Source organism: Corynebacterium sp. KPL2825, from assembly GCF_037908445.1.
Taxonomy (GTDB): domain Bacteria; phylum Actinomycetota; class Actinomycetes; order Mycobacteriales; family Mycobacteriaceae; genus Corynebacterium; species Corynebacterium kefirresidentii.
In genome coordinates, this window is sequence record NZ_JBBMGI010000002.1 from 202,562 (window position 1) to 220,675 (window position 18,114).

The 18,114-nt window shown below is 61.3% G+C and carries 17 protein-coding genes and 1 pseudogene; 7 read left to right on the plus strand and 11 right to left on the minus strand.

What is annotated here, in order from left to right; all coding sequences use genetic code 11:
• Position 1: 1 nt before the first annotated feature.
• Complete coding sequence (locus WMQ00_RS02540) at positions 2-640, minus strand: YigZ family protein (protein WP_200288886.1); 639 nt, start codon at positions 638-640, stop codon at positions 2-4.
• Positions 640-1,908 carry a threonine ammonia-lyase IlvA gene (gene ilvA / locus WMQ00_RS02545; protein WP_023021232.1) on the minus strand — a complete coding sequence of 423 codons (1,269 nt, stop codon included), beginning with the start codon at positions 1,906-1,908 and terminating at the stop codon, positions 640-642. The genes WMQ00_RS02540 and ilvA overlap by 1 nt, the downstream gene beginning before the upstream one ends.
• Positions 1,909-2,079: 171 nt before the next feature.
• Here ilvA and WMQ00_RS02550 point away from each other — a divergent pair, with 171 nt between their 5' ends.
• On the plus strand, positions 2,080-2,409 hold the full coding sequence (locus tag WMQ00_RS02550; RefSeq protein WP_239207538.1) for a hypothetical protein: 330 nt from the start codon (positions 2,080-2,082) through the stop codon (positions 2,407-2,409).
• Between the two features lie 114 nt (positions 2,410-2,523).
• Positions 2,524-2,802, plus strand: coding sequence for a hypothetical protein (locus WMQ00_RS02555; protein ID WP_023021230.1), 279 nt, complete (start codon positions 2,524-2,526; stop codon positions 2,800-2,802).
• A gap of 49 nt (positions 2,803-2,851) precedes the next feature.
• Here WMQ00_RS02555 and WMQ00_RS02560 read toward each other — a convergent pair whose 3' ends face one another.
• Both WMQ00_RS02560 and dnaE read right to left on the minus strand, forming a co-directional pair.
• Positions 2,852-4,042 carry a cobalamin-independent methionine synthase II family protein gene (locus tag WMQ00_RS02560; protein WP_200288885.1) on the minus strand — a complete coding sequence of 397 codons (1,191 nt, stop codon included), beginning with the start codon at positions 4,040-4,042 and terminating at the stop codon, positions 2,852-2,854.
• A gap of 72 nt (positions 4,043-4,114) precedes the next feature.
• The gene (dnaE, locus tag WMQ00_RS02565) at positions 4,115-7,687 is read right to left on the minus strand and encodes a DNA polymerase III subunit alpha (protein WP_316326365.1); all 3,573 of its coding nucleotides are present in this window, start codon (positions 7,685-7,687) and stop codon (positions 4,115-4,117) included.
• Between the two features lie 45 nt (positions 7,688-7,732).
• Here dnaE and rarD point away from each other — a divergent pair.
• Positions 7,733-8,583 (plus strand): annotated as a pseudogene (rarD, locus tag WMQ00_RS02570) (EamA family transporter RarD).
• Here rarD and WMQ00_RS02575 read toward each other — a convergent pair.
• Genes WMQ00_RS02575 through lspA form a run of 5 tightly spaced genes read right to left on the minus strand, consistent with a single transcriptional unit; the run spans position 8,570 to position 11,879 of the window.
• Complete coding sequence (locus tag WMQ00_RS02575) at positions 8,570-8,839, minus strand: hypothetical protein (RefSeq protein ID WP_023021226.1); 270 nt, start codon at positions 8,837-8,839, stop codon at positions 8,570-8,572. The pseudogene rarD and the gene WMQ00_RS02575 sit on opposite strands and share 14 nt — an antisense overlap.
• 13 nt (positions 8,840-8,852) lie before the next feature.
• Positions 8,853-9,875, minus strand: coding sequence for an HNH endonuclease signature motif containing protein (locus WMQ00_RS02580; protein ID WP_340440644.1), 1,023 nt, complete (start codon positions 9,873-9,875; stop codon positions 8,853-8,855).
• Between the two features lie 60 nt (positions 9,876-9,935).
• Entirely contained in the window at positions 9,936-10,472 is a 537-nt protein-coding gene (locus WMQ00_RS02585) for a hypothetical protein (RefSeq protein ID WP_200288883.1), read from the minus strand.
• Complete coding sequence (locus WMQ00_RS02590; RefSeq protein WP_086587410.1) at positions 10,469-11,395, minus strand: RluA family pseudouridine synthase; 927 nt, start codon at positions 11,393-11,395, stop codon at positions 10,469-10,471. The genes WMQ00_RS02585 and WMQ00_RS02590 overlap by 4 nt, the downstream gene beginning before the upstream one ends.
• Complete coding sequence (gene lspA, locus WMQ00_RS02595) at positions 11,388-11,879, minus strand: signal peptidase II (RefSeq protein WP_034655419.1); 492 nt, start codon at positions 11,877-11,879, stop codon at positions 11,388-11,390. The genes WMQ00_RS02590 and lspA overlap by 8 nt, the downstream gene beginning before the upstream one ends.
• A 41-nt stretch (positions 11,880-11,920) precedes the next feature.
• Here lspA and WMQ00_RS02600 point away from each other — a divergent pair, with 41 nt between their 5' ends.
• Positions 11,921-12,862 carry a hypothetical protein gene (locus WMQ00_RS02600; RefSeq protein ID WP_200288882.1) on the plus strand — a complete coding sequence of 314 codons (942 nt, stop codon included), beginning with the start codon at positions 11,921-11,923 and terminating at the stop codon, positions 12,860-12,862.
• Here the strand turns inward: WMQ00_RS02600 and WMQ00_RS02605 are convergent, their stop codons facing one another.
• Positions 12,863-13,513 carry a hypothetical protein gene (locus tag WMQ00_RS02605; RefSeq protein ID WP_200288881.1) on the minus strand — a complete coding sequence of 217 codons (651 nt, stop codon included), beginning with the start codon at positions 13,511-13,513 and terminating at the stop codon, positions 12,863-12,865. It abuts the gene before it with no gap.
• A gap of 108 nt (positions 13,514-13,621) precedes the next feature.
• Here WMQ00_RS02605 and WMQ00_RS02610 point away from each other — a divergent pair, with 108 nt between their 5' ends.
• Complete coding sequence (locus WMQ00_RS02610) at positions 13,622-14,509, plus strand: asparaginase (protein WP_200288880.1); 888 nt, start codon at positions 13,622-13,624, stop codon at positions 14,507-14,509.
• Between the two features lie 4 nt (positions 14,510-14,513).
• On the opposite strand, the gene WMQ00_RS02615 is transcribed toward WMQ00_RS02610, so the two are convergent.
• Positions 14,514-15,902 (minus strand): DNA polymerase IV, encoded by a 1,389-nt coding sequence (locus WMQ00_RS02615; protein ID WP_340440645.1) that lies wholly within the window; start codon positions 15,900-15,902, stop codon positions 14,514-14,516.
• Between the two features lie 158 nt (positions 15,903-16,060).
• Between WMQ00_RS02615 and WMQ00_RS02620 the strand changes: the two genes are divergently transcribed.
• Together WMQ00_RS02620 and WMQ00_RS02625 are read left to right on the plus strand one after the other, a co-directional pair.
• Positions 16,061-17,041 (plus strand): ABC transporter ATP-binding protein, encoded by a 981-nt coding sequence (locus WMQ00_RS02620; protein ID WP_200288878.1) that lies wholly within the window; start codon positions 16,061-16,063, stop codon positions 17,039-17,041.
• Between the two features lie 9 nt (positions 17,042-17,050).
• On the plus strand, positions 17,051-18,112 hold the full coding sequence (locus WMQ00_RS02625) for an ABC transporter substrate-binding protein (RefSeq protein ID WP_200288877.1): 1,062 nt from the start codon (positions 17,051-17,053) through the stop codon (positions 18,110-18,112).
• The last annotated feature ends 2 nt before the right edge of the window (positions 18,113-18,114 follow it).

Genomic DNA, 18,114 nt, shown 5'->3' on the forward strand with positions numbered 1-18,114 from the left:
TTCAGGATCTTACCTCAACCCACGCGCTGCCAGCTTCTGCCGCCGCGAGCTGGCCCTGCGAGATCGCTGCCAGCGTTGCTTCCAGCTCTTCCAGCCCACCTGGGCGCACGGCCACGGTAAAGGTTACTGCGGCCGCGTAGGCGGTATCGGTTATCTCATAGCCGCGCCCGCGCAGATCCGCCTCCACTCGCCCGGCCGTTGCATGTGGGCACTCCACGGCATAGAGCTCCCGGCGCGCCCGGGTTACCGCACGCACCTTTTCCATGGCCTCACTCACCGCACCACCATAGGCGTGCACGAGGCCGCCGGCTCCTAACTTGATGCCACCAAAGTAGCGCACTACCACTGCGCAGACATCGAGCATGCCGGAGCCTTTGACCACATCCAGCATGGGTTTTCCGGCGGTGCCGGAGGGCTCGCCATCATCGGAGGAGCGCTCCACCGGATTCGCACCGTCGACGTGATAGATGTAAGCGGAGCAATGGTGACGGGCGTCGGGAAAGCGGGTGCGGGCGGCGTCGATAAACGCGCGGGCCTCTTCCTCATTGGTGACGCGACCGATCAAAGTAATAAATCGGGAACGCTTGATTTCAATGTCGTGTTCAACCTGGCCTACGGGGCGACGATAAGAATTTTGCATTAGGCTACGAGGAATTCATACTCGGGGGTGCCGGGCTTGAGGTACTGCACCGAAATCTTGGATTCACCCATGCGTTGCAGCAAGCCGTCGAGGTCCTCGGCGCGGCTAAGCTGCAGGCCCACTAGCGCCGCACCGGTTTCCCGGTTATTGCGCTTGAGATACTCAAAGAGTGTGATGTCATCGGTCGGACCCAAAATCTCGTGCAAAAAGTGGCGCAGCTGCCCGGGCTCCTGCGGGAAGTTCACCAGGAAGTAGTGCTTGAGGCCCCGGTGAACTAGGGAGCGCTCCATGATTTCTGCATAGCGCAGCACGTCATTATTGCCGCCTGAAATCACGCATACCACCGTCGAGCCCGGTTTCAGGTCCAGCTGATGCAGGCCCGCCACCGACAATGCACCGGCCGGCTCGGCAATGATGCCCTCATTTTGATACAGGTTGAGCAAGTCCGTGCACACCGCGCCTTCGGACACGGTGTCAAAGCTCAGGCGCTCGCGATTGGCGTCCAAAATCTCATAGGGCAGCGCGCCCAAGCGCTTTACGGCCGCGCCATCAACGAAGGGGTCGACCGCATCCAGCGTGACCGGGCCCCCGTGGTCAAATGCCGCTCTTAGCGACGCCGCCCCTTCCGGCTCCATGCCCACCACCCGAGTATCCGGTGCCATATCCGCCAGATAGGAGGTGATGCCAGAAATCAGGCCACCGCCTCCTACGGGAACGACAACGGCATCGGGCGACTTGCCCTTGGCCGAAAGCTGCGCGAGAACCTCTGCGGCTACGGTGCCCTGCCCGGTGATGGTATCGCGGGCGTCGAAGGGCTCGATGAAGGCGGCGTCGCGCTCGGCGGCGTCGGCATGCGCAGCTGCGGCTGCCTCATCGAAGTTGGAACCAACTACCACCAGTTCTACTTGGTCGCCGCCGTGAACCAGGATGCGGTCGCGCTTTTGCATTGGCGTGGGCTCTGGCACAAAAATCTTGCCGGCGATTCCCATTGTGCGGCAGGCATAAGCCACGCCCTGCGCATGATTGCCGGCCGAGGCCGTAACAATTCCCCGGTGCCGCTGCTCTTGCGGCAGATTCGACATCCCGTTTAACGCGCCACGAATCTTATAGGAGCGCACGTCCTGCAGATCCTCCCGCTTGAGGTAGACCTCGCAGCCCGTCTCGGCCGAAAGCCGGGCGCAATACTGCAGCGGAGTCGGGGCGATTTCCGAGCTAATCCGTGCCTGCGCCTGCTGGATATCGGATGCATGGATGGTCGAATCAGTCATGTCTTGACAGTCTACCCATTCACTGGAAATTCACTGGCCTTTAGTTGCACCGTTACCTACGTAGGCAATAGTGGACATAACCACAAGAAAGGAAATCTATGCTCAAACGCATCTCTCTGCGTTACCTCCTCGCTCGTCCTCGCCTGCTCCCCTGCCGCGCATGCCCACGTCGTGGATAACGTGCTGGAGCATTCCGCGCCCACCGCTGCGCTGCAGCTTAACCCCATCGGTTCTCATGAATCGGGTGTGCTGGGCAAATCGGCCGCCGAAATCGTCGCTTATCACGCAGCGTCCCAGCGCATCCTCACCGTCAATGCGCGCTCCGGCGAGGTCGATATCTTAGATGGTTCCGATCCCTCCCACCCGCACAAGATCGGCGCCATCTCCGCCGGTGGTAACAGGGAGATTAACTCTGTGTCCGCGCGCCCCGTTGGCCTGGCCGCCACCGCCGTGGCAGCAGGCCTCGTCGCACCAGCTACAGCTTCTGCCACAGAAGAGTAGCCAAAGCAACTTTCGGCTGAGTGCCAGGCCGAGGTCGACAACGCCAAGAAAAAGCACCTCAAGAAGATCGAAAACGGCGAATTCGGTTCTTCCGCCCGCACCCCGCAGGAGCTTATGCAGGGCCTTGCCAATGGCTACGGTTCTTCCGGAATGCCCAAGGAGCCGGACTGCGTAGCCAAGGAGGCGGAGCAGCACCAGATCGAGGCACTTGAGCGTCTGCCTATTTGGGGCTCTTCCACCCCCGAAAAGTTCCTCGAGGTCATGAGCTGGGTGACCGTGGCCGCCAGCCTCGTGGCTGCGCTGCTGCAGGCCTTCAACATGGTTGCCACGGTAAACCCGGCTGTGCTGGAGCCGATGAAGAACGCCCTCAAGCAGCTGGGCGTGCGCTTCTAAACGCCACAGATTAAGCCGCTCCGAAGTTTCGGAGCGGCTTTCGGCGTTTTTAGAACAGTTCGCGGGTAGCGATGTCAGCGCCTTCTACCAAAGATTGCAGCTTCGCCCACGCAATCTGGGGGTGCAGGCGACCGCCCAAACCGCAATCGGTCGACGCGATAACATTTTCAGGGCCTACTACCTCGGCGAATTGGATGATGCGATCTGCCACGAGGCGCGGATGCTCTACCGCGTTGGTGGAGTGCGAAACCACGCCTGGGTAAATCACGGTGCCTTCCGGCAGCGCGTGGTCCTGCCACACGCGCCATTCGTGCGCGTGACGCGGTGACGCGGCTTCGAAAGAGAATCCGCCGACCTCGGCCCGCAAAATTTCCTCGATGATATCTGCAAATGGGACGTCGGTTACGTGCGGGCCGTGCCAGGAGCCCCAGCAGATGTGCAGGCGCGTTTGTTCCTTGGGCAGGCCGGCGATGGAATCATTAAGGACGTCGATGCGCTCACGAATGAAGCCACGGAAGTCCTCTACGGTTGGCTCCGGGTTGATTTGGTCCCAGGCCTCGGCCAGGTCGGGTGCATCGAATTGCACAGTGAGCCCGGCATCGGTGATGGCTTGGTATTCAGTGCGCATGGCACGGCCGACGTCGGCAAGCAGCTGGTGCTCATCGTCGTAGTAACGATTGTTAAGGCGCGCAGCCGAACCGGGGGAAAGGGCGGCGATGAAGCCTGGGGTGCCGGAAGGTAGGGCGTCGGCAAGCAGGCGGACATCGGCGGCGACCTCATCTTGTCCAATGTAGGTTACCGGGCCGGTAAATTCTGGGTTTGCCACCTTGGCTCGGCCGGTGAAGATGCCAGAATCCGGGTCATTGTAGGCCTCCGAAAACAGCGCGCGGTCGCGGCGATCAATGAACGACGTCAGCCGCGGCTCCCCCGGTTTCGAGCGCACTACCTCAGCCGATTCCCAGCGGTCGGTATCCGTCATCGTCAGCCCGCCCAGGCGGCTAAATGAGTAATTCCACCATGCGCCATAGTCCACAGCGCCCGAGGTGATATGGCCGTATTCGCCCTCGTTAATGATATCGAGGCCCAGATCAAGCTGCCGCTTGACGACGTCCGCCACCGCAGCCTCCAAAATCCCCTGGAACTCCGCGGCCGGCAGCTCCCCGCGCTTCAGGTTGGCCTCCAGGAGCTCCGGGGTGCGCGGCAGCGAGCCGACATGGGTAGTGCGAATCTTACAAACCATCAGGTTTCCTCCATCAAAATAGACTGTGCTGTCTATATTAGTGGAGGGGGTCGCCGGCCACCGAAATTAGATTCAGCCTAAGATGCCCGCGCCCATAGTGGCTTTGAGATCGCCCATGAGGTTGCCGGAGCGTTCCACGCGCAGGTGGTCGCCGAGGATCATGGTGGTGGACTCGGAGCCGTCGACAAGCTCGAGATACACGTCCGACTCGCCCTGGTTTTTGAGCAGAACCTGCTTGAGCCGGGCAATATTTTCCATGGTGCACTGGTCCGTGCGCATAGTCAGGCGCAGCGGCAGGCCCGCACCCCCGCCCGGGCCGAGGTCTGGGACGCGAATATCGGAGCAGAACAGGGAACGCCGCTCATCACGAATCTTGACGTTCACGCGTGCCAAGATGATGTTGTCCTCCACAATCTGCGGGGCGACGAGAGAGTAGACCTTGTTGAATACCAAGATTTCCACCTGCGCGCCGTTGTGGTCTTCCACCGTGACAATGGCCCATGGGGAGCCATCGCGCTTGGAGAAGCGGCGGTCCACGCCCGAGATGATGCCACCGATGATGAGCTCTTGGCCGTTGCGCACCTCATCGTTGAGGATCTTAGTCAGCGGGGTATCCGTTTGCGCGGCCAGCGCCTCTTCGAAGCCATCGAGCGGGTGGCCGGACACGTACAAGCCAAGCATCTCGCGTTCGAGGGCAAGCTCGTGTTTTCGGTCCCACTCATCTTCTGGGATATCCATGGCAAAGGCATTGGCGACCTCGTTATCTTCTCCTCCGCCGATTCCGGCGAAGAGATCGAACTGGCCCTTATCAGCGGCCTTCTTGGTGGTTTGCACTGCATCCACCGCGTCCTCATGAATGAGCATGAGACCCTTGCGCGGGTGGTTCAAGTCATCGAAGGCACCGGCCTTGATGAGCGCTTCTGTTACGCGCTTAGTACAGGCGGTCAGCTCGATCTTGTCCAGGTAGTCACCAAACGAGGTAAACGCGCCCTTGTCGTGGCGCGACTTAATGATGGATTCCACCACTTCCGAGCCGACGTTGCGGATAGCGCCCATGCCGAAGCGGATATCCTCTCCCACCGCCTGGAAGTCTTCTTCGGACTCATTGACGGAAGGCGGGAGCACCTTAATGCCCAGGTGGCGGCAGTCCGAAAGGTAGATGGCAGACTTGTCTTTCTTATCGCCCACCGAGGTCAACAGCGCGGCCATGTATTCCGGTGCGTAGTAGGCCTTGAGGTAGGCCGTCCAGAAAGACACCAGGCCATAGCCCGCGGCGTGGGACTTATTAAACGCGTAGGACGCGAAGGGCTCGATGGTGCCCCAAAGCGCATCCATGGCGGACTTTGAATAGCCGTTTTCTTGCATGCCGCCCCAGAACTTGTCGTACTGCTGGGCCAACACTTCGGGCTTTTTCTTACCCATCGCCTTACGGAAGCCATCTGCCTCGCCGGCCGTGTAGTTGGCGACCTTCTGCGAGATACGCATGATCTGCTCCTGGTAGACGATGAGGCCGTAGGTCTCATCCAGGATTTCCTTCAGCGGCTCTTCTAGCTCCGGGTGAATCGGGGTGATTTCCTTCCGGCCGTTCTTGCGGTCCGCATAGTCCCAGTGGGCGTTCACACCCATCGGTCCCGGGCGGTAGAGCGCAAGGGATGCCACAATATCTTTAAAGCCGGTAGGCTTCATGCGCTTGAGCAGCTCTTGCATACCACCGGAGTCGAGCTGGAAGACGCCCAGCGTATCGCCGCGCGAGAGCAGGTCATAGACCTTGGAGACTTTGGGGTCGTCGGCATGCAGCTGCTCCAAGTGAACTTCTTCGCCGCGGTTGCGCTTGATGTTTTCAATCGCATCGCCGATAACGGTGAGGTTGCGCAGGCCCAAAAAGTCCATCTTCAGCAGGCCGATGGCCTCACACGCCGGGTAGTCCCAACCAGTAATGTAGGCGCCGTCGGCTGGGCGCTTCCACATGGGGATGTGGTCCATGAGGCGGACCGAGGCCATAATCACCGCACAGGCGTGCACGCCCGCCTGCCTGACGACGCCTTCCAAGCCCCTAGCCGTGTCATAAATCTTTTTCACATCCGGGTCGGATTCCACCATCTGGCGAACCTCGGTGGCCTCAGAATAGCGCTCGTGATCCGGGTCCGTGATGCCCCTAAGCGGAATATCCTTGGCCATGATCGCAGGTGGCAACGCCGCGTTGATGCGGTCGGCCATCTGGAAGCCAGGCTGGCCAAAGTGCACCTTGGCGGAGTCTTTAATGGCCTGCTTCGTCTTCACCGTGCCGAAGGTAATCACCTGCGCCACCTTGTCCTCGCCCCAGCGCTCGGCCGCGTAGGTGATCATTTCGCCGCGGCGGCGGTCATCGAAGTCGATATCGATATCGGGGGCGGACGGGCGCTCGGGATTCAAGAATCGCTCGAAGAGGAGATCATGTTCCAGGGGGTCGATATTGGTAATGGTCAGCGCGTAAGCGACAAGCGCGCCGGCCGCCGAACCACGGCCTGGCCCCACACGAATGCCCACCGAGCGCGCGTGCTTGATGAGCTCGGCCACGATAAGGAAGTAGGACGGGTATCCCTTCATCTCAATAACGGAAATCTCATACTTCGCGCGCTCGATGTACTCCTCCGGAACATCCTGACCGGGGAAGCGAGCTTGCAGGCCCTCCATAACCTCGTGGGTGAGCCAGGAAGTTGGGGTGTGGCCCTCGGGGACGTCGGCAATAGGCATGCGATCGTGGGTGTGCTCTTCCCAAATCTCGCCATAGTCTTGTACACGCTCGGCAATCCACAGCGTGTTATCGCAGCCATCTGGAATCATATCGTCCCAGGTCTCGCGCATCTGCGCGGCCGATTTAATGTAGTAGCCGGTGCCGCCGAACTTGAAGCGATCAGGGTCCATAAAGGTCTTGCCGGTCTGCACGCACAACATCGCCTCGTGCGCCGGCGCCTGGGATTCCAAAACGTAGTGGCAGTCGTTGGTCACCAGCGGCGGCAGGTCCAGCTTGCGGCCGATCTCTAATAGGCCATCGCGCGTGCGCTTTTCGATGTCCAGCCCATGGTCCATCAACTCCAAAAAGAAGTTATCTTTGCCGTAGATGTCTTGCCACATGGCCGCAGCCTCAAGCGCCTCATTGAACTGGCCTAGGCGCAGTCGGGTCTGGACATCGCCCGAAGGACAGCCGGTGGTGGCAATGATGCCGTCAGCATGCTCCGCGATGAGCTCAGCATCCATGCGCGGCCACTTGCCCAGCTGGCCCTCATAGGAGGCCAACGAGGACAGGGTAAAAAGGTTGCGCAGGCCGGTCGCGTTTTCCGCAATCATTGTCTGGTGGAGGTAGGCGCCGGAAGCGGAAACATCGTCGCGCTTTTGGTCCGGTGTGCCCCACAGCACGCGCTTTTTATTGAAGCGAGACTCCGGTGCCATATACGCCTCGATGCCGATAATGGGCTTGATACCGGCGCCGGTCATGCGGCGGTAGAAGGCATCGGAGCCGTACATATTGCCGTGGTCGGTCATGCCTACGGCCGGCATTTTCTGGCGGACCACCTCGTCTGCCAGCATATCGACCTTGGCCATGCCGTCCAGCATGGAAAACTCGGTGTGGTTGTGCAGGTGGACGAAGGAGGAGTTTTTGGCCATGCGGCTCATCATAGCGGGGCGGTCAAAATGGGCTATTATTTTGTGATGCTCTACACGCTGGCCGCCTACATCATGTGGGGATTTTCCCCGCGTTCTTCCCTCTCTTGTTGCCGGCATCGCCTTTAGAAATCTTGGCCCACCGCGTGCTGTGGACCGCGGTGTTGGTCACGGGATTTTTGTGCCTCGCCGGCCGATGGCGCGAGTTAGTGCGCATGGACAAGCGCACGTGGGGCTGGCTCGCGGCCGCGGGAGTATTCATCACGGCTAATTGGGGCACCTACGTGGTGGCGATTAATAGCAACCACGTAGCCGATGCGGCGCTGGGGTACTTCATCAATCCCCTCGTATCAGTTGCCCTCGGCATGGTGTTTTTGAAAGAGCGGCTGCGGCCGTGGCAGGCCGGCGCGGTGGGGGTTGCGGCCATCGCGGTGCTGTATTTGACATTCTTTACCGGCCAGGCGCCCTATATTTCGCTGTTATTGGCCTTCAGCTTCGGGATTTATGGGCTGCTCAAAAAGCAGGTGCGGGTATCCTCGGCCGTCTCGGTGGCAGCGGAGGCGCTCGTGATGTCACCACTAGCGGTGGGCTACATCCTGTGGCTAGAAAGTAGCGGCCAGGGCACCTTCGCTAGCGAAGGAACCGGCCACGCGCTGCTTTTGGTGAGCGCCGGCTTAATCACCGCACTGCCGCTTCTTTGCTTTGCAGAGGGCGCGCGGACGCTACGCTTATCGACGATCGGCATGCTCCAATACCTCACCCCCATCATGCAAATGCTATGGGCGCTTTTCGTCACCCACGAGCACTTTTCGACCCACCGGTGGATCGGTTTCGGCATCATCGGCTTAGCCGTAGCAATCTACGTGGTCGACCTAGTGCGCATGGCTAGGAGCGCTTGAGTTCCTCGCGGGCAGCGCGAGCACGGCGTCGGGCGGCCTGCTCTTCCTCCGCTTTTAGTGCCCAGCGGGGCATCACTGCGATAAGGAAGATGCCATAGGCACACACGATCCCCGAAAACACCAGCGTCATCGGGGTGCCGCCGGAAACGAGGCCAATAAGCAGTGCGATGCCGGAGACCACCGCCGCAACCCAGGCGGCGATATAAGCAAACTTGTAGTTGGGCATCCACTGCGAAAAAGGCTGCTGCGAGAACATAGGTCTAGCCTACCTAGGTAGGGCTAGTGTCAACCAGATCCGGCGGGGGCTCTTCCCAGGGGTTGACCCAGCGCACGCCGCGGGCCGTGCGCTCGAAGCGGCCGTTGCGCGGCGGGCCGGTGCGATGATCGTCATTGCGGCCATTGTGATAAGCGCAGGCGGTGGTGAGGTTCTTCGCGTTCGTCCACCCGCCGCCGGCCCAGCTGAATATGTGGTGGACTTGGCACTCATCGGCAGGCTTGTGGCAGCCCTTAACCGGGCAGGTGGGGTTTTCCGCCGCAGCCATCATAAACTGCTTCCAGGTCGCCCCGCGGCGCATGCGGTACAGATTCACCGGACCTTCCACGGGATGCAGCAGGGTGACAAACCCCTCCTCTGCCAGCGCGCGCTGGGCCAATTCGGCACCGGTTATCTGCGCGCCGTTGGTCATAGTCAGCACCACATCATCACTGCCATGGGCCACGCCGACCAATTTATCTAGTGGCACCACAACATTAGTGCGCACGGTAGAGGTAGAGGCACCGGTGCGGAAGAGGGAGGCGACGTCGGCAAGCGAGCTGGCATGCTGGTGAAGTTCCGCAATGAGCGCGGAAGGACCGGTGATAGAAAGCGTCCACGGCTTTCCGGCGGCGCGGCGCCGCAGCCGCACGCCAGGCTTGGGTTCACGTGGCGCGCGCATCCTGCGCAGCTTGGTGCGGGCACGCCTTTCCATCTCCCGCGTATCGCAGGCAAGGTGGGTGAGCTCGGCGCGCAGGGCCCAGGCGCGAGCTTGGGTGGGCGCGCGACGCGCATGCTTTTCGATGACCTCCAGCGTCGGCAGTGAATGCCTGTTAAGACGCGCCCCATCCACCACGCGCCGTTGGCGGCGGCGAAAGCTGGTGGGGCCGAAGTAGACCTGCGCGAGCTGCGCAATAGAGTCCGCTGCGGCATCGGGCATGCCGGCGGCGGCAAGGTCGGCAGCAGAAACGGAGGCGGCCTCGGCGAGGATATCCATTGCCGAGTTCAGTGCCGCGATATAGGCCCGAATATGTTCCATGCCCCTGATGCTAAAAGCGCTGCGGGGGCACTGCGCGCTGCGGGAGCACAGAAGGCGAAATTAGCTGGGAGGGCGGATGGCGAAGCTGCCCCAGGCGGCGTCGGCAGGCGCGGGTTCGACGGCGGCAACGGAGGGGGTGGAGGCGACGTCGGCAAGCTGGGCGCCCGATCCCCACACCACAACTGCGCTAACCGCGCTGGGCCGCTGCCCATAGGAAGCATCGATGCGGTCGAAGGCGCGCTGGATGACGCCGGCACGGTCCTCACCAGCTCTCGGTTCGGGGACGTCGATGGGGGCGGTGGAGCCAATGAGGATGGCATCCATGCGCGGGGCCGCTGCAACGGCGGCCGCGGCGGCTACGGGCGGTAGTTCCTCGTCAAAGGTAACCAGGGCGTAGGCAGGCTCATTGGGAATGTCGCTGCCCGCCACGCGCGCAATATACTCCCCGCGCGATTCCCCATCGGGGCCCAGCTGGTCTCCTTGCACCTGCGAGGTAGCCTGGGTCCCCAACGCGCCGCAGAGAGCCAGCGCCGCCAGAAAAAGCACCGCGAGCACCGCCAACGCCGCTAGCCGACGCCGCCGGTAGACCTCCCTCATCCCCGCAGCACCTCCAAGGCATGGTCAAGATCGGCTGGATACGGTGCCTGAATCTCAAACCATTTGCTGGTGCCGGGGTGGGTAAAGCCGAGTTTTACCGCGTGGAGCCACTGCCGCTCGAGTCCAAGGCGCTTGGCCAGGTTCGGATCGGAGCCGTACATGGGATCGCCCACGCACGGGTGGCCGGTGGCAGACATGTGGACGCGGATTTGGTGGGTACGGCCGGTCTCTAGGTGCACCTCGATGAGGCTGGCCTCGCGGAAGGCCTCGATAAGGCTGTAGTGGGTAACGGCCGCTTTGCCGTCATCAAGCACGGCGAATTTCCAGCCCGACTTGGGGTGGCGGCCGATGGGGGCATCGATGGTGCCCTCAATGGGATCTGGTAGGCCTTGGACCACGGCGTGGTAGGTCTTTTTCACGCTGCGGTACTTAAAGGCATGCTTGAGCGCAGAGTAAGCGCGCTCCGAGGAAGCCACGACCATCACCCCAGACGTACCCACATCGAGGCGGTGCACGATTCCCTGGCGCTCAGTCGGCCCGGAAGAAGCCACCGTATAGCCGGCTGCGCGCAGCCCGCCGATGACCGTTGGCCCGTCCCACCCCACGCTCGGATGCGCGGCCACGCCCACCGGCTTATGCACGCAGATGATATCGGCATCGCTGTAGAGCACGTCCATGCCTTCCACGAGCTCTTCGCGCGGCAACAGCGGCTTTTCTGGCTCAGGTAAAAGCACGGAAACCACGTTGCCGGAGGTCAAACGCTCGGATTTGCCCAATTCTTGGGAATCGATGGTGACGCTGCCTTCGGCACATAGCTGCGCGGTGGCGCTGCGGGAGAGGCCAAGGAGCTTGGCCAGGGCGGCGTCGGCACGCATGCCTTCTAGCCCTTCGGGGATGGGGAAGCTGCGCATCTGCCTATTCATGCTCGGCCTTCCTTTCCTCCAGCACCATGGTGATAATGAAAAGCACCACTCCGCAGGTGATAGCCGCATCTGCGATATTGAACACGGCGAAAGAGCCAACCGAAATATAGTCCACCACGTGCCCGAACCAGAAGCCGGGGGCGCGGAAGATGCGGTCGGCAAAATTACCCAGCGCACCGCCAGCAATGAGCGCTAGGCCTACTGCCTGACCGGAGTGGGTAATGCGCGGGGCGGCTACGGCCACGCCGAGCACAAAGACCAATTGGATGGTAGTAAACAGCCACGTAGATCCCTCCCCGCCCATGGAAAAGGCGGCACCAGGATTAAAAAGCAGCGTAAAACGGAACCAGTCCCCAATCACCGGCAGGGGTTCGCCCTCGTTAAGGATGGAGAGCATTACCTGCTTCACGGCTTGATCCACCAGCGCCACGGCAATGACTACTGCGGCGATAAGTCCTGTCTTGCTCCTTCGTTTTTGACTCACCCGGTCTATTCTAAACGGGAGCGTCCGGTATTTTGGTAAGCGTGTTTCGAGTCAAAGTTTTTGCAGCCCTGACCACAGCCGCCGTAGCGCTTACGGCGTGTTCCTCTGAAAAGCCAGGCCCGGCGGTGGAACAACCCGTAGGCCTGACCATCGACGCCCCGCGCGTCACCGTGGATAATCCCGGAACCGGAGAGAAAAAACTCCTGGAATACCGCGATATCGACTCCACGCAGGACCTAAACTACCGCGTTACCGAGGGCTTTGCGCAGGACCTGCTCAAAAAGTCCGCAGCTGAGAAGTTTCAGGCCGCCGACGTCGATTCCACCACTACTACCCTGCCGTTATCGGCCAAGGTAGAAAAGGCCAGCGAGGACGTCGAAGACCAGCTACCAGCCAGCCGCAATGCCTTCGTCACGGCCGGAACTCCAGAATCTACCGGAGATAAAGACGTCTCCTCGGCGGAGGGATTCCAATTCGGTTGGCGTGGCCAGGACACCGGCCAGATGAATTCGCTGCGCCTAGCTGCGCCCCAGAATGCCACGGATGATGCCCGCGGCTCCGTCGAACAGGCGATTATGAAGCTGACGGCCCTACCCGTAGTTTTCCCTACCGAGGAGGTGGGCAAGGGCGCGAGCTGGTCGGTGGATTCGCGTGTGACCGGCGAGTCTACCCTGCTGCAGACCACGCGCTATACGGTCGATTCCATCGATGGCGACCGAGTGAAACTAAACGTAGAGGTAGAACAGCGGCCCTCGCTAGGCGCACTGTCCTTTGCAGGCCAGGCCCAGGGCACGGAGCTGGAGAACAAAGAGCTCAAGGTTTTAGATTCCAGCACCAAGTCCAAGGGCAGCATCACGGTGGATTTGAGCAAGCCGCTGCCCGTAGACGGTGACGTGTCTTTCGACACTAAGGTCATTTATGGTGCCGCCGGCTCGGAGCTGCGCGTGGTGCAGTCGAGCCTGACGGAGCTGAACTTTTCCTAGTTACTCGGCCGGGGCTTCTACAGGAGCCTCTGCCGGGGCCTGCTCGGCACCGGCAGCGGGGGCATCGCCTTCCGCGGGTGCACCGTCGCCCTCGGCCGGAGCCGGGGCAGGTGCGGAGGCACCGGCGCCAGTGTCCGCACACATTTCTGGAACCTGCTCTGGCGGCACCGTATTTTGAATAAGCGTGCAAGCCCAAGCCTTGGAAAGCTTCCAGGTGCCATTTTCATACACAAACTCCACCTGTTCTGCGGTCTGCTGCTGGCCGTCAGCGGTGGTGAAGTTCACGGTGGTAAGCACGGACTGCGGGTCATAGCCCGGCAGTACGGGATCCACGACCTCAAACTCGGCGCCGGACTCCGCCTTGGATTTTGCCATGGTGTCAAAGATTTCCGGCGCGGTCTCGCCGCCTTGCACGGTGGAGGTCTTTTCTTGCTCGGAGGCATTGGGGTCGGTGGCCTTGGCCAAAATTGCGTTTAGGTCAGCCGGGGACGGCAGCGCGGGGGCGGCGGAATCGCCGTCCGAGGAAGCGGATTCCTTTGCCTCGGTGTTGGCGGCGGCGGAATTGTCCTGCTCATCGTCGGAAGAGCAGGCGGCCAGGGCGGTAGCCGCGGTCAGTGCGAGGCACGCGGCACTAAACTTGCGGAATTTCAATTCTAACTCCTCACGTGTGGGTTCCAAACTCCCATCAGTTTACAGCTGCACCACCCTTTTCCGGATTGCGCCCGCCGCGTGGACGCAGATTTCTTTAACCTTAGGTACATGACCCGAATTGCTTTGATCGCCACCGGCGGCACAATAGCGTGTACCACCACAGCCGATGGTTCCCTTGTTCCCACCGTCTCCGGCGCGACCCTAGCCGCCGATATCGACGCCGAGGTAGTGGAGTTTCGGCAACTCGACTCCTCCTCTATCACTTTGGCGGACCTCGATGAGCTCATCGCGGTGGTTAACGCCCAAACGTCGCGGGAGGACATCGACGGTGTAATCATCACCCATGGCACCGACTCGATGGAAGAGACCGCGTTGGCACTGGAGATTTTCTGTAGCGGTGCAAAGCCCATCGTGCTCACGGGGGCGCAGCGTTCCTACGATCACCCCGCGGCGGACGGCCCTAGCAACCTGCGCGATGCCCGCGATCTTGCAGCCAGCGGGCGCGCCGGGGTGTTTATCTGCTTTGGCGGTGCGAGCATTCCGGCGCGCGGTGCGCGCAAGCGGCACACCAGTGACCTGCGCGGATTCGAGTCTCTGGGTATCCCTGGCACCACGCCGCGCCTAGCTCCTGCCCCGCTGGCGCCGCACCCAGTGGAGATCATCCCAGCCTATCCGGGAGCTGGCCGCCTGCTGGTTGATGCTGCCGCCAATTCCCCTGCCAGCGGCCTCATTATCGAGGCCATGGGCTCGGGCAATATGGGCGAGGACATGGGCCGCGCGCTTGCCGACGCCCTCCGCGCCGGCCTCCCCGTCGTCATTTCTACCCGCACGCCCTACGGCCCAACAGCGCTGGCCTACGGCGGCGACGGCGGTGGCGCGAGCCTTGGGAAACTGGGCGCTATTAACGCCGGGTCTTTCCGCCCGAGCCAGGCGCGAATCCTGCTGGCAGCGGCACTGGCCACTGGCACCGACCCAGCTGAGCTATTCCGACAGTAAATGCTTAGTCTTCGGTGGTGAGCCAATCCTGCCAATCAAGCGAGTCGAGCGGATCCGCCGGCGCGAGCGCGGGTTCATCGGCCGCGAATGACTTGGTACGGCCGGGCCCCGTGGCACGGGTTTCAAAGCGCACGCTCACTACCCCATGCCCGACGCCCTGAATCCAGCCGTGGCCGTATTCGGGGTGGAATACGTCTTGCGTTGCGTGCCACTGGCTATCGGTTTCTTCTTCCACCGTCACCGTCGGTGTCGGTACTGGCGGCGCAACGTCGTCGCTCACCCCGGTTTCATAGTCCGTATCTGCCGGCGCGGGCCGCACGATTTCACGGTCCAGTTCCGGGAAGAGCACGTCTTGGCGGGCGGTTTCTAACCCGGAATAGCTCACTCCCACTAGGCGAATGGGCCCGAGCTCATCGGGATAGCGGGCGAGCTTGAAGGCGGCGGCGGTGAGCACGGCGGCGTCGTCAGTCGCGTACGGCAAGGTAGTTGAGCGCGACTCGATGTGAAAGTCCGCCATGCGCAGCTTCACCGTCACGGTGCGTGCGCCACGCCCGTCCTTGAGCAGCCGGCGGTGTGCGCCCTCCGCCGCGCGGGCTATAGCTGCATCGACCTCCGGCACGGTTAGCAAATCCTTCGGGTAGGTGTGCTCGGTAGAAATCTGCTTAGAAATAGCGCGCGGCGCTACCTCTCGGTCATCAATACCGCGGACCAGCTGCCACAGCTGCAGACCTACCACGCTGCCGATAGAAATCTCCACTTCCTTGCGCGTCATCGCCGCGAGCTGTCCAATGGTTTCCACCCCAATGGAATTCAGCTTCGCGCCGGTCACTGGGCCGACTCCCCATAGCTTGTTCACCGCAAGCGGGTGCAGCATTTCAAGCTGGCGCTCGGCCGGGATTACGAAGGTGCCATCGGGTTTCGCCTCGCCTGAGCCAATCTTGGCAAATTGCTTACCCGAACCCGCACCGATGGAGCACGGCAGCCCCGTTTCCTTACGGATGAGCGCGCGCAATTCATCCGCCCAGCGCTTGACCTCATCCGCGCTCGCGCCTTGTAGGGCGGCGGGTTCCATAAAGGCCTCATCGATGGAAAGTTGCTCGATGACTTCCACGTGTTGCGCGATGATGTCGAATACCCGGCGCGAGGCCGCCGAATAGACCACCCGGCGCGGCTGCACCACCACCGCGCGTAGCCCAACGAGCTGCTGCGCGCGGTACATCGGCATGGCCGAATGCGCACCGTACACGCGCGCCTCGTAGGAGGCGCCTGCCACCACGCCGCGTCCGCTGGTTCCGCCCACCAAAACCGGACGCCCCCGCAGCGTAGGCCGGGTCAGCTGCTCGACGGAGGCGAAAAACGCGTCCATGTCGATATGTAAAACCCAGCGTTGCATGCGGCCCAGTCTAATAGGCGTACCTCTACATGCACTCCTGGGTGTTTGCGTGCCGTTAATTAAAGCTTTAATCCCCTTCCATCTTCACGTCACCCACATGCAATATTACGGCCTTATCTTTTTCGAGGTTATTTCTTGAAGAAAGTATTTCGCTGATTATGGACTCACCCCACGTCATCTTGCGCGGCGTTAAGCGCGAATTCGCCGATAATACGGGCCTCCACGAGACCGATCTGAGCATCAACCGCGGTGAATTCGTCTCTATTCTCGGACCTTCCGGCTGCGGCAAGTCCACCCTGCTGCGTTGCATAGCCGGATTAGAAACGCCTGACGCGGGAACCATCTCCTTCGGAGAGATGGAGGTATTTGGCCCACGAACCAACGTAGCCGTCAATAAGCGCCGGCTTTCGATGGTCTTCCAGGACCTCGCACTGTGGCCACACATGACGGTGGAAAAGAACATCGAGTTTCCGCTGACCACCCCAGGCAATAAGGTGGCGGCAGGCCAACGGGCCGAGAAGGTCCGAGCCTGCATGGACATGGTGGGTATCGCTTCCAAAGCGAAGGCGCGGCCAAACCAACTTTCCGGTGGCCAACAGCAGCGCGTTGCCATCGCCCGCGCGTTGGTTTCTAATCCAGATGTCCTGCTTATGGATGAGCCGCTGTCCGCCCTCGACGCCGCGCTGCGCGTGCAAATCCGCGCAGAGCTCACCCAGCTGGCACAGGAGCTGGGGCTGACGGTCATCTACGTCACGCACGACCAAGCCGAGGCACTTGCCATGTCGGATCGCGTCGTAGTTATGACTCAGGGCCATATCGAACAATTCGCGGATCCAGTCACCCTTTACGAACAGCCGGCCACCGATTTCATCGCTGGCTTCGTAGGCACCATGAACCGCCACCCACAGCTACCCAGCGTACGTCCAGAAAATCTCACCGTCACCACTGCGGAGGAGGACACCGGCGCCTCCCCGCGCCGGGTCGAGGCGCAGGTTCTTGGCGCTCACTACATCGGTGGGCGCTACGAGTTGCGCTGCAATGTTCCCGGGGCCGAGGAGCCGTGGGTGGCATATTCACCGCGCCGCATCGCTCGCGGCGAGACCGTCCACCTCAACTATCCATCTTCTCTTTCTGCATAGGAGCCACACATGTTCACCAAAAAGTTTACTGCCGTTATCGCTACCACCGCTGCTGGAGCGCTCGCCTTGACCGGTTGCGGGTCCGTTGAGGACAGCACCGAAACCGCCACCGACGAGTCCACCTCTTCTGCTGAGAAGTGGAAAGCGCCTGAAGGTCTATCCGGCGAGGTGGATTACTACTCCGCTAACCCACAGGGTCTCACCGACGCCCTCGTGGAGGCCTTCGAAGAAAAGACCGACGTCCACGTCAATGTTTTTGCCGACACCACCGGAAAGATCACCGCCAAGCTCAAGGCAGAGGAGGCAAACCCGCAGGCTGACGTCGTCTACCTCGCCTCGTGGGCGGCAGCTAGCAAGCAGGACAAGTCCGGCGCCCTTGAAAAGTACACGCCGGAGGGAGCGGACAAGATTGAGTCAAAGTGGGCGTCGGAAAGCGGCACGTTTACCGGCCGCGATGGTTCGGCTCTAGCACTGGTAACCAACACCAACGTCGTGGACGAGGCCCCGAAAGACTGGGAGGACCTCACCGATGAGAAGTACAAAGACCAAATCATCATGCCGGACCCGCGCGAATCCGGTACCGCAGCCGACCTCATCGCGGCCATGGTGGACCAATGGGGCGAGGAGAAGACCTGGGACCTCTTTGACAAGCTCTTTGACAACGGCATGATCGTCCAAGGTGCCAATGGCCCAGCGCTCGACCAGGTCACCTCCGGTTCCCGTGGCATCGTCCTCGGCGGCGTTGACTACTCCGCATACTCCGCGCAGAAAAAGGGTGAGCCGCTCGAGGTCGCCATCCCTACTTCCGGTACCACGGTCACCCCGCGCCCAGTCATGATCCTGAAGTCCTCCGATAACAAGGAAGCCGCAGAGGCCTTCGTGGACTTCATGTTCTCCGAAGAGGCACAAGAAATCTCCGCCTCCAAGAACATGATTCCGGCCAATAAGGACATCGCTCCAAAGAATGGCCCGAAGCTGGATGAGATTAAGACCCTCAACGATGACCTCGATGGCCTGGTTTCTCAGTCCAAGGACATCAAGGAAACCTTTGCCAAGCGCTATTTGAAGTAACC

Coding starts and splice junctions, on each gene's coding strand:
- WMQ00_RS02540 (WP_200288886.1), bottom strand. CDS start 640: ATGCAAAATTCTTATCGTCGCCCCGTAGGCCAGGTTGAACACGACATT.
- WMQ00_RS02585 (WP_200288883.1), bottom strand. CDS start 10,472: ATGAGGGAGGTCTACCGGCGGCGTCGGCTAGCGGCGTTGGCGGTGCTC.
- dnaE (WP_316326365.1), bottom strand. CDS start 7,687: ATGGCCAAAAACTCCTCCTTCGTCCACCTGCACAACCACACCGAGTTT.
- WMQ00_RS02615 (WP_340440645.1), bottom strand. CDS start 15,902: ATGCAACGCTGGGTTTTACATATCGACATGGACGCGTTTTTCGCCTCC.
- WMQ00_RS02620 (WP_200288878.1), top strand. CDS start 16,061: ATGGACTCACCCCACGTCATCTTGCGCGGCGTTAAGCGCGAATTCGCC.
- WMQ00_RS02555 (WP_023021230.1), top strand. CDS start 2,524: ATGCAGGGCCTTGCCAATGGCTACGGTTCTTCCGGAATGCCCAAGGAG.
- WMQ00_RS02580 (WP_340440644.1), bottom strand. CDS start 9,875: ATGGAACATATTCGGGCCTATATCGCGGCACTGAACTCGGCAATGGAT.
- WMQ00_RS02575 (WP_023021226.1), bottom strand. CDS start 8,839: ATGTTCTCGCAGCAGCCTTTTTCGCAGTGGATGCCCAACTACAAGTTT.
- WMQ00_RS02590 (WP_086587410.1), bottom strand. CDS start 11,395: ATGAATAGGCAGATGCGCAGCTTCCCCATCCCCGAAGGGCTAGAAGGC.
- WMQ00_RS02625 (WP_200288877.1), top strand. CDS start 17,051: ATGTTCACCAAAAAGTTTACTGCCGTTATCGCTACCACCGCTGCTGGA.
- ilvA (WP_023021232.1), bottom strand. CDS start 1,908: ATGACTGATTCGACCATCCATGCATCCGATATCCAGCAGGCGCAGGCA.
- WMQ00_RS02560 (WP_200288885.1), bottom strand. CDS start 4,042: ATGGTTTGTAAGATTCGCACTACCCATGTCGGCTCGCTGCCGCGCACC.
- WMQ00_RS02610 (WP_200288880.1), top strand. CDS start 13,622: ATGACCCGAATTGCTTTGATCGCCACCGGCGGCACAATAGCGTGTACC.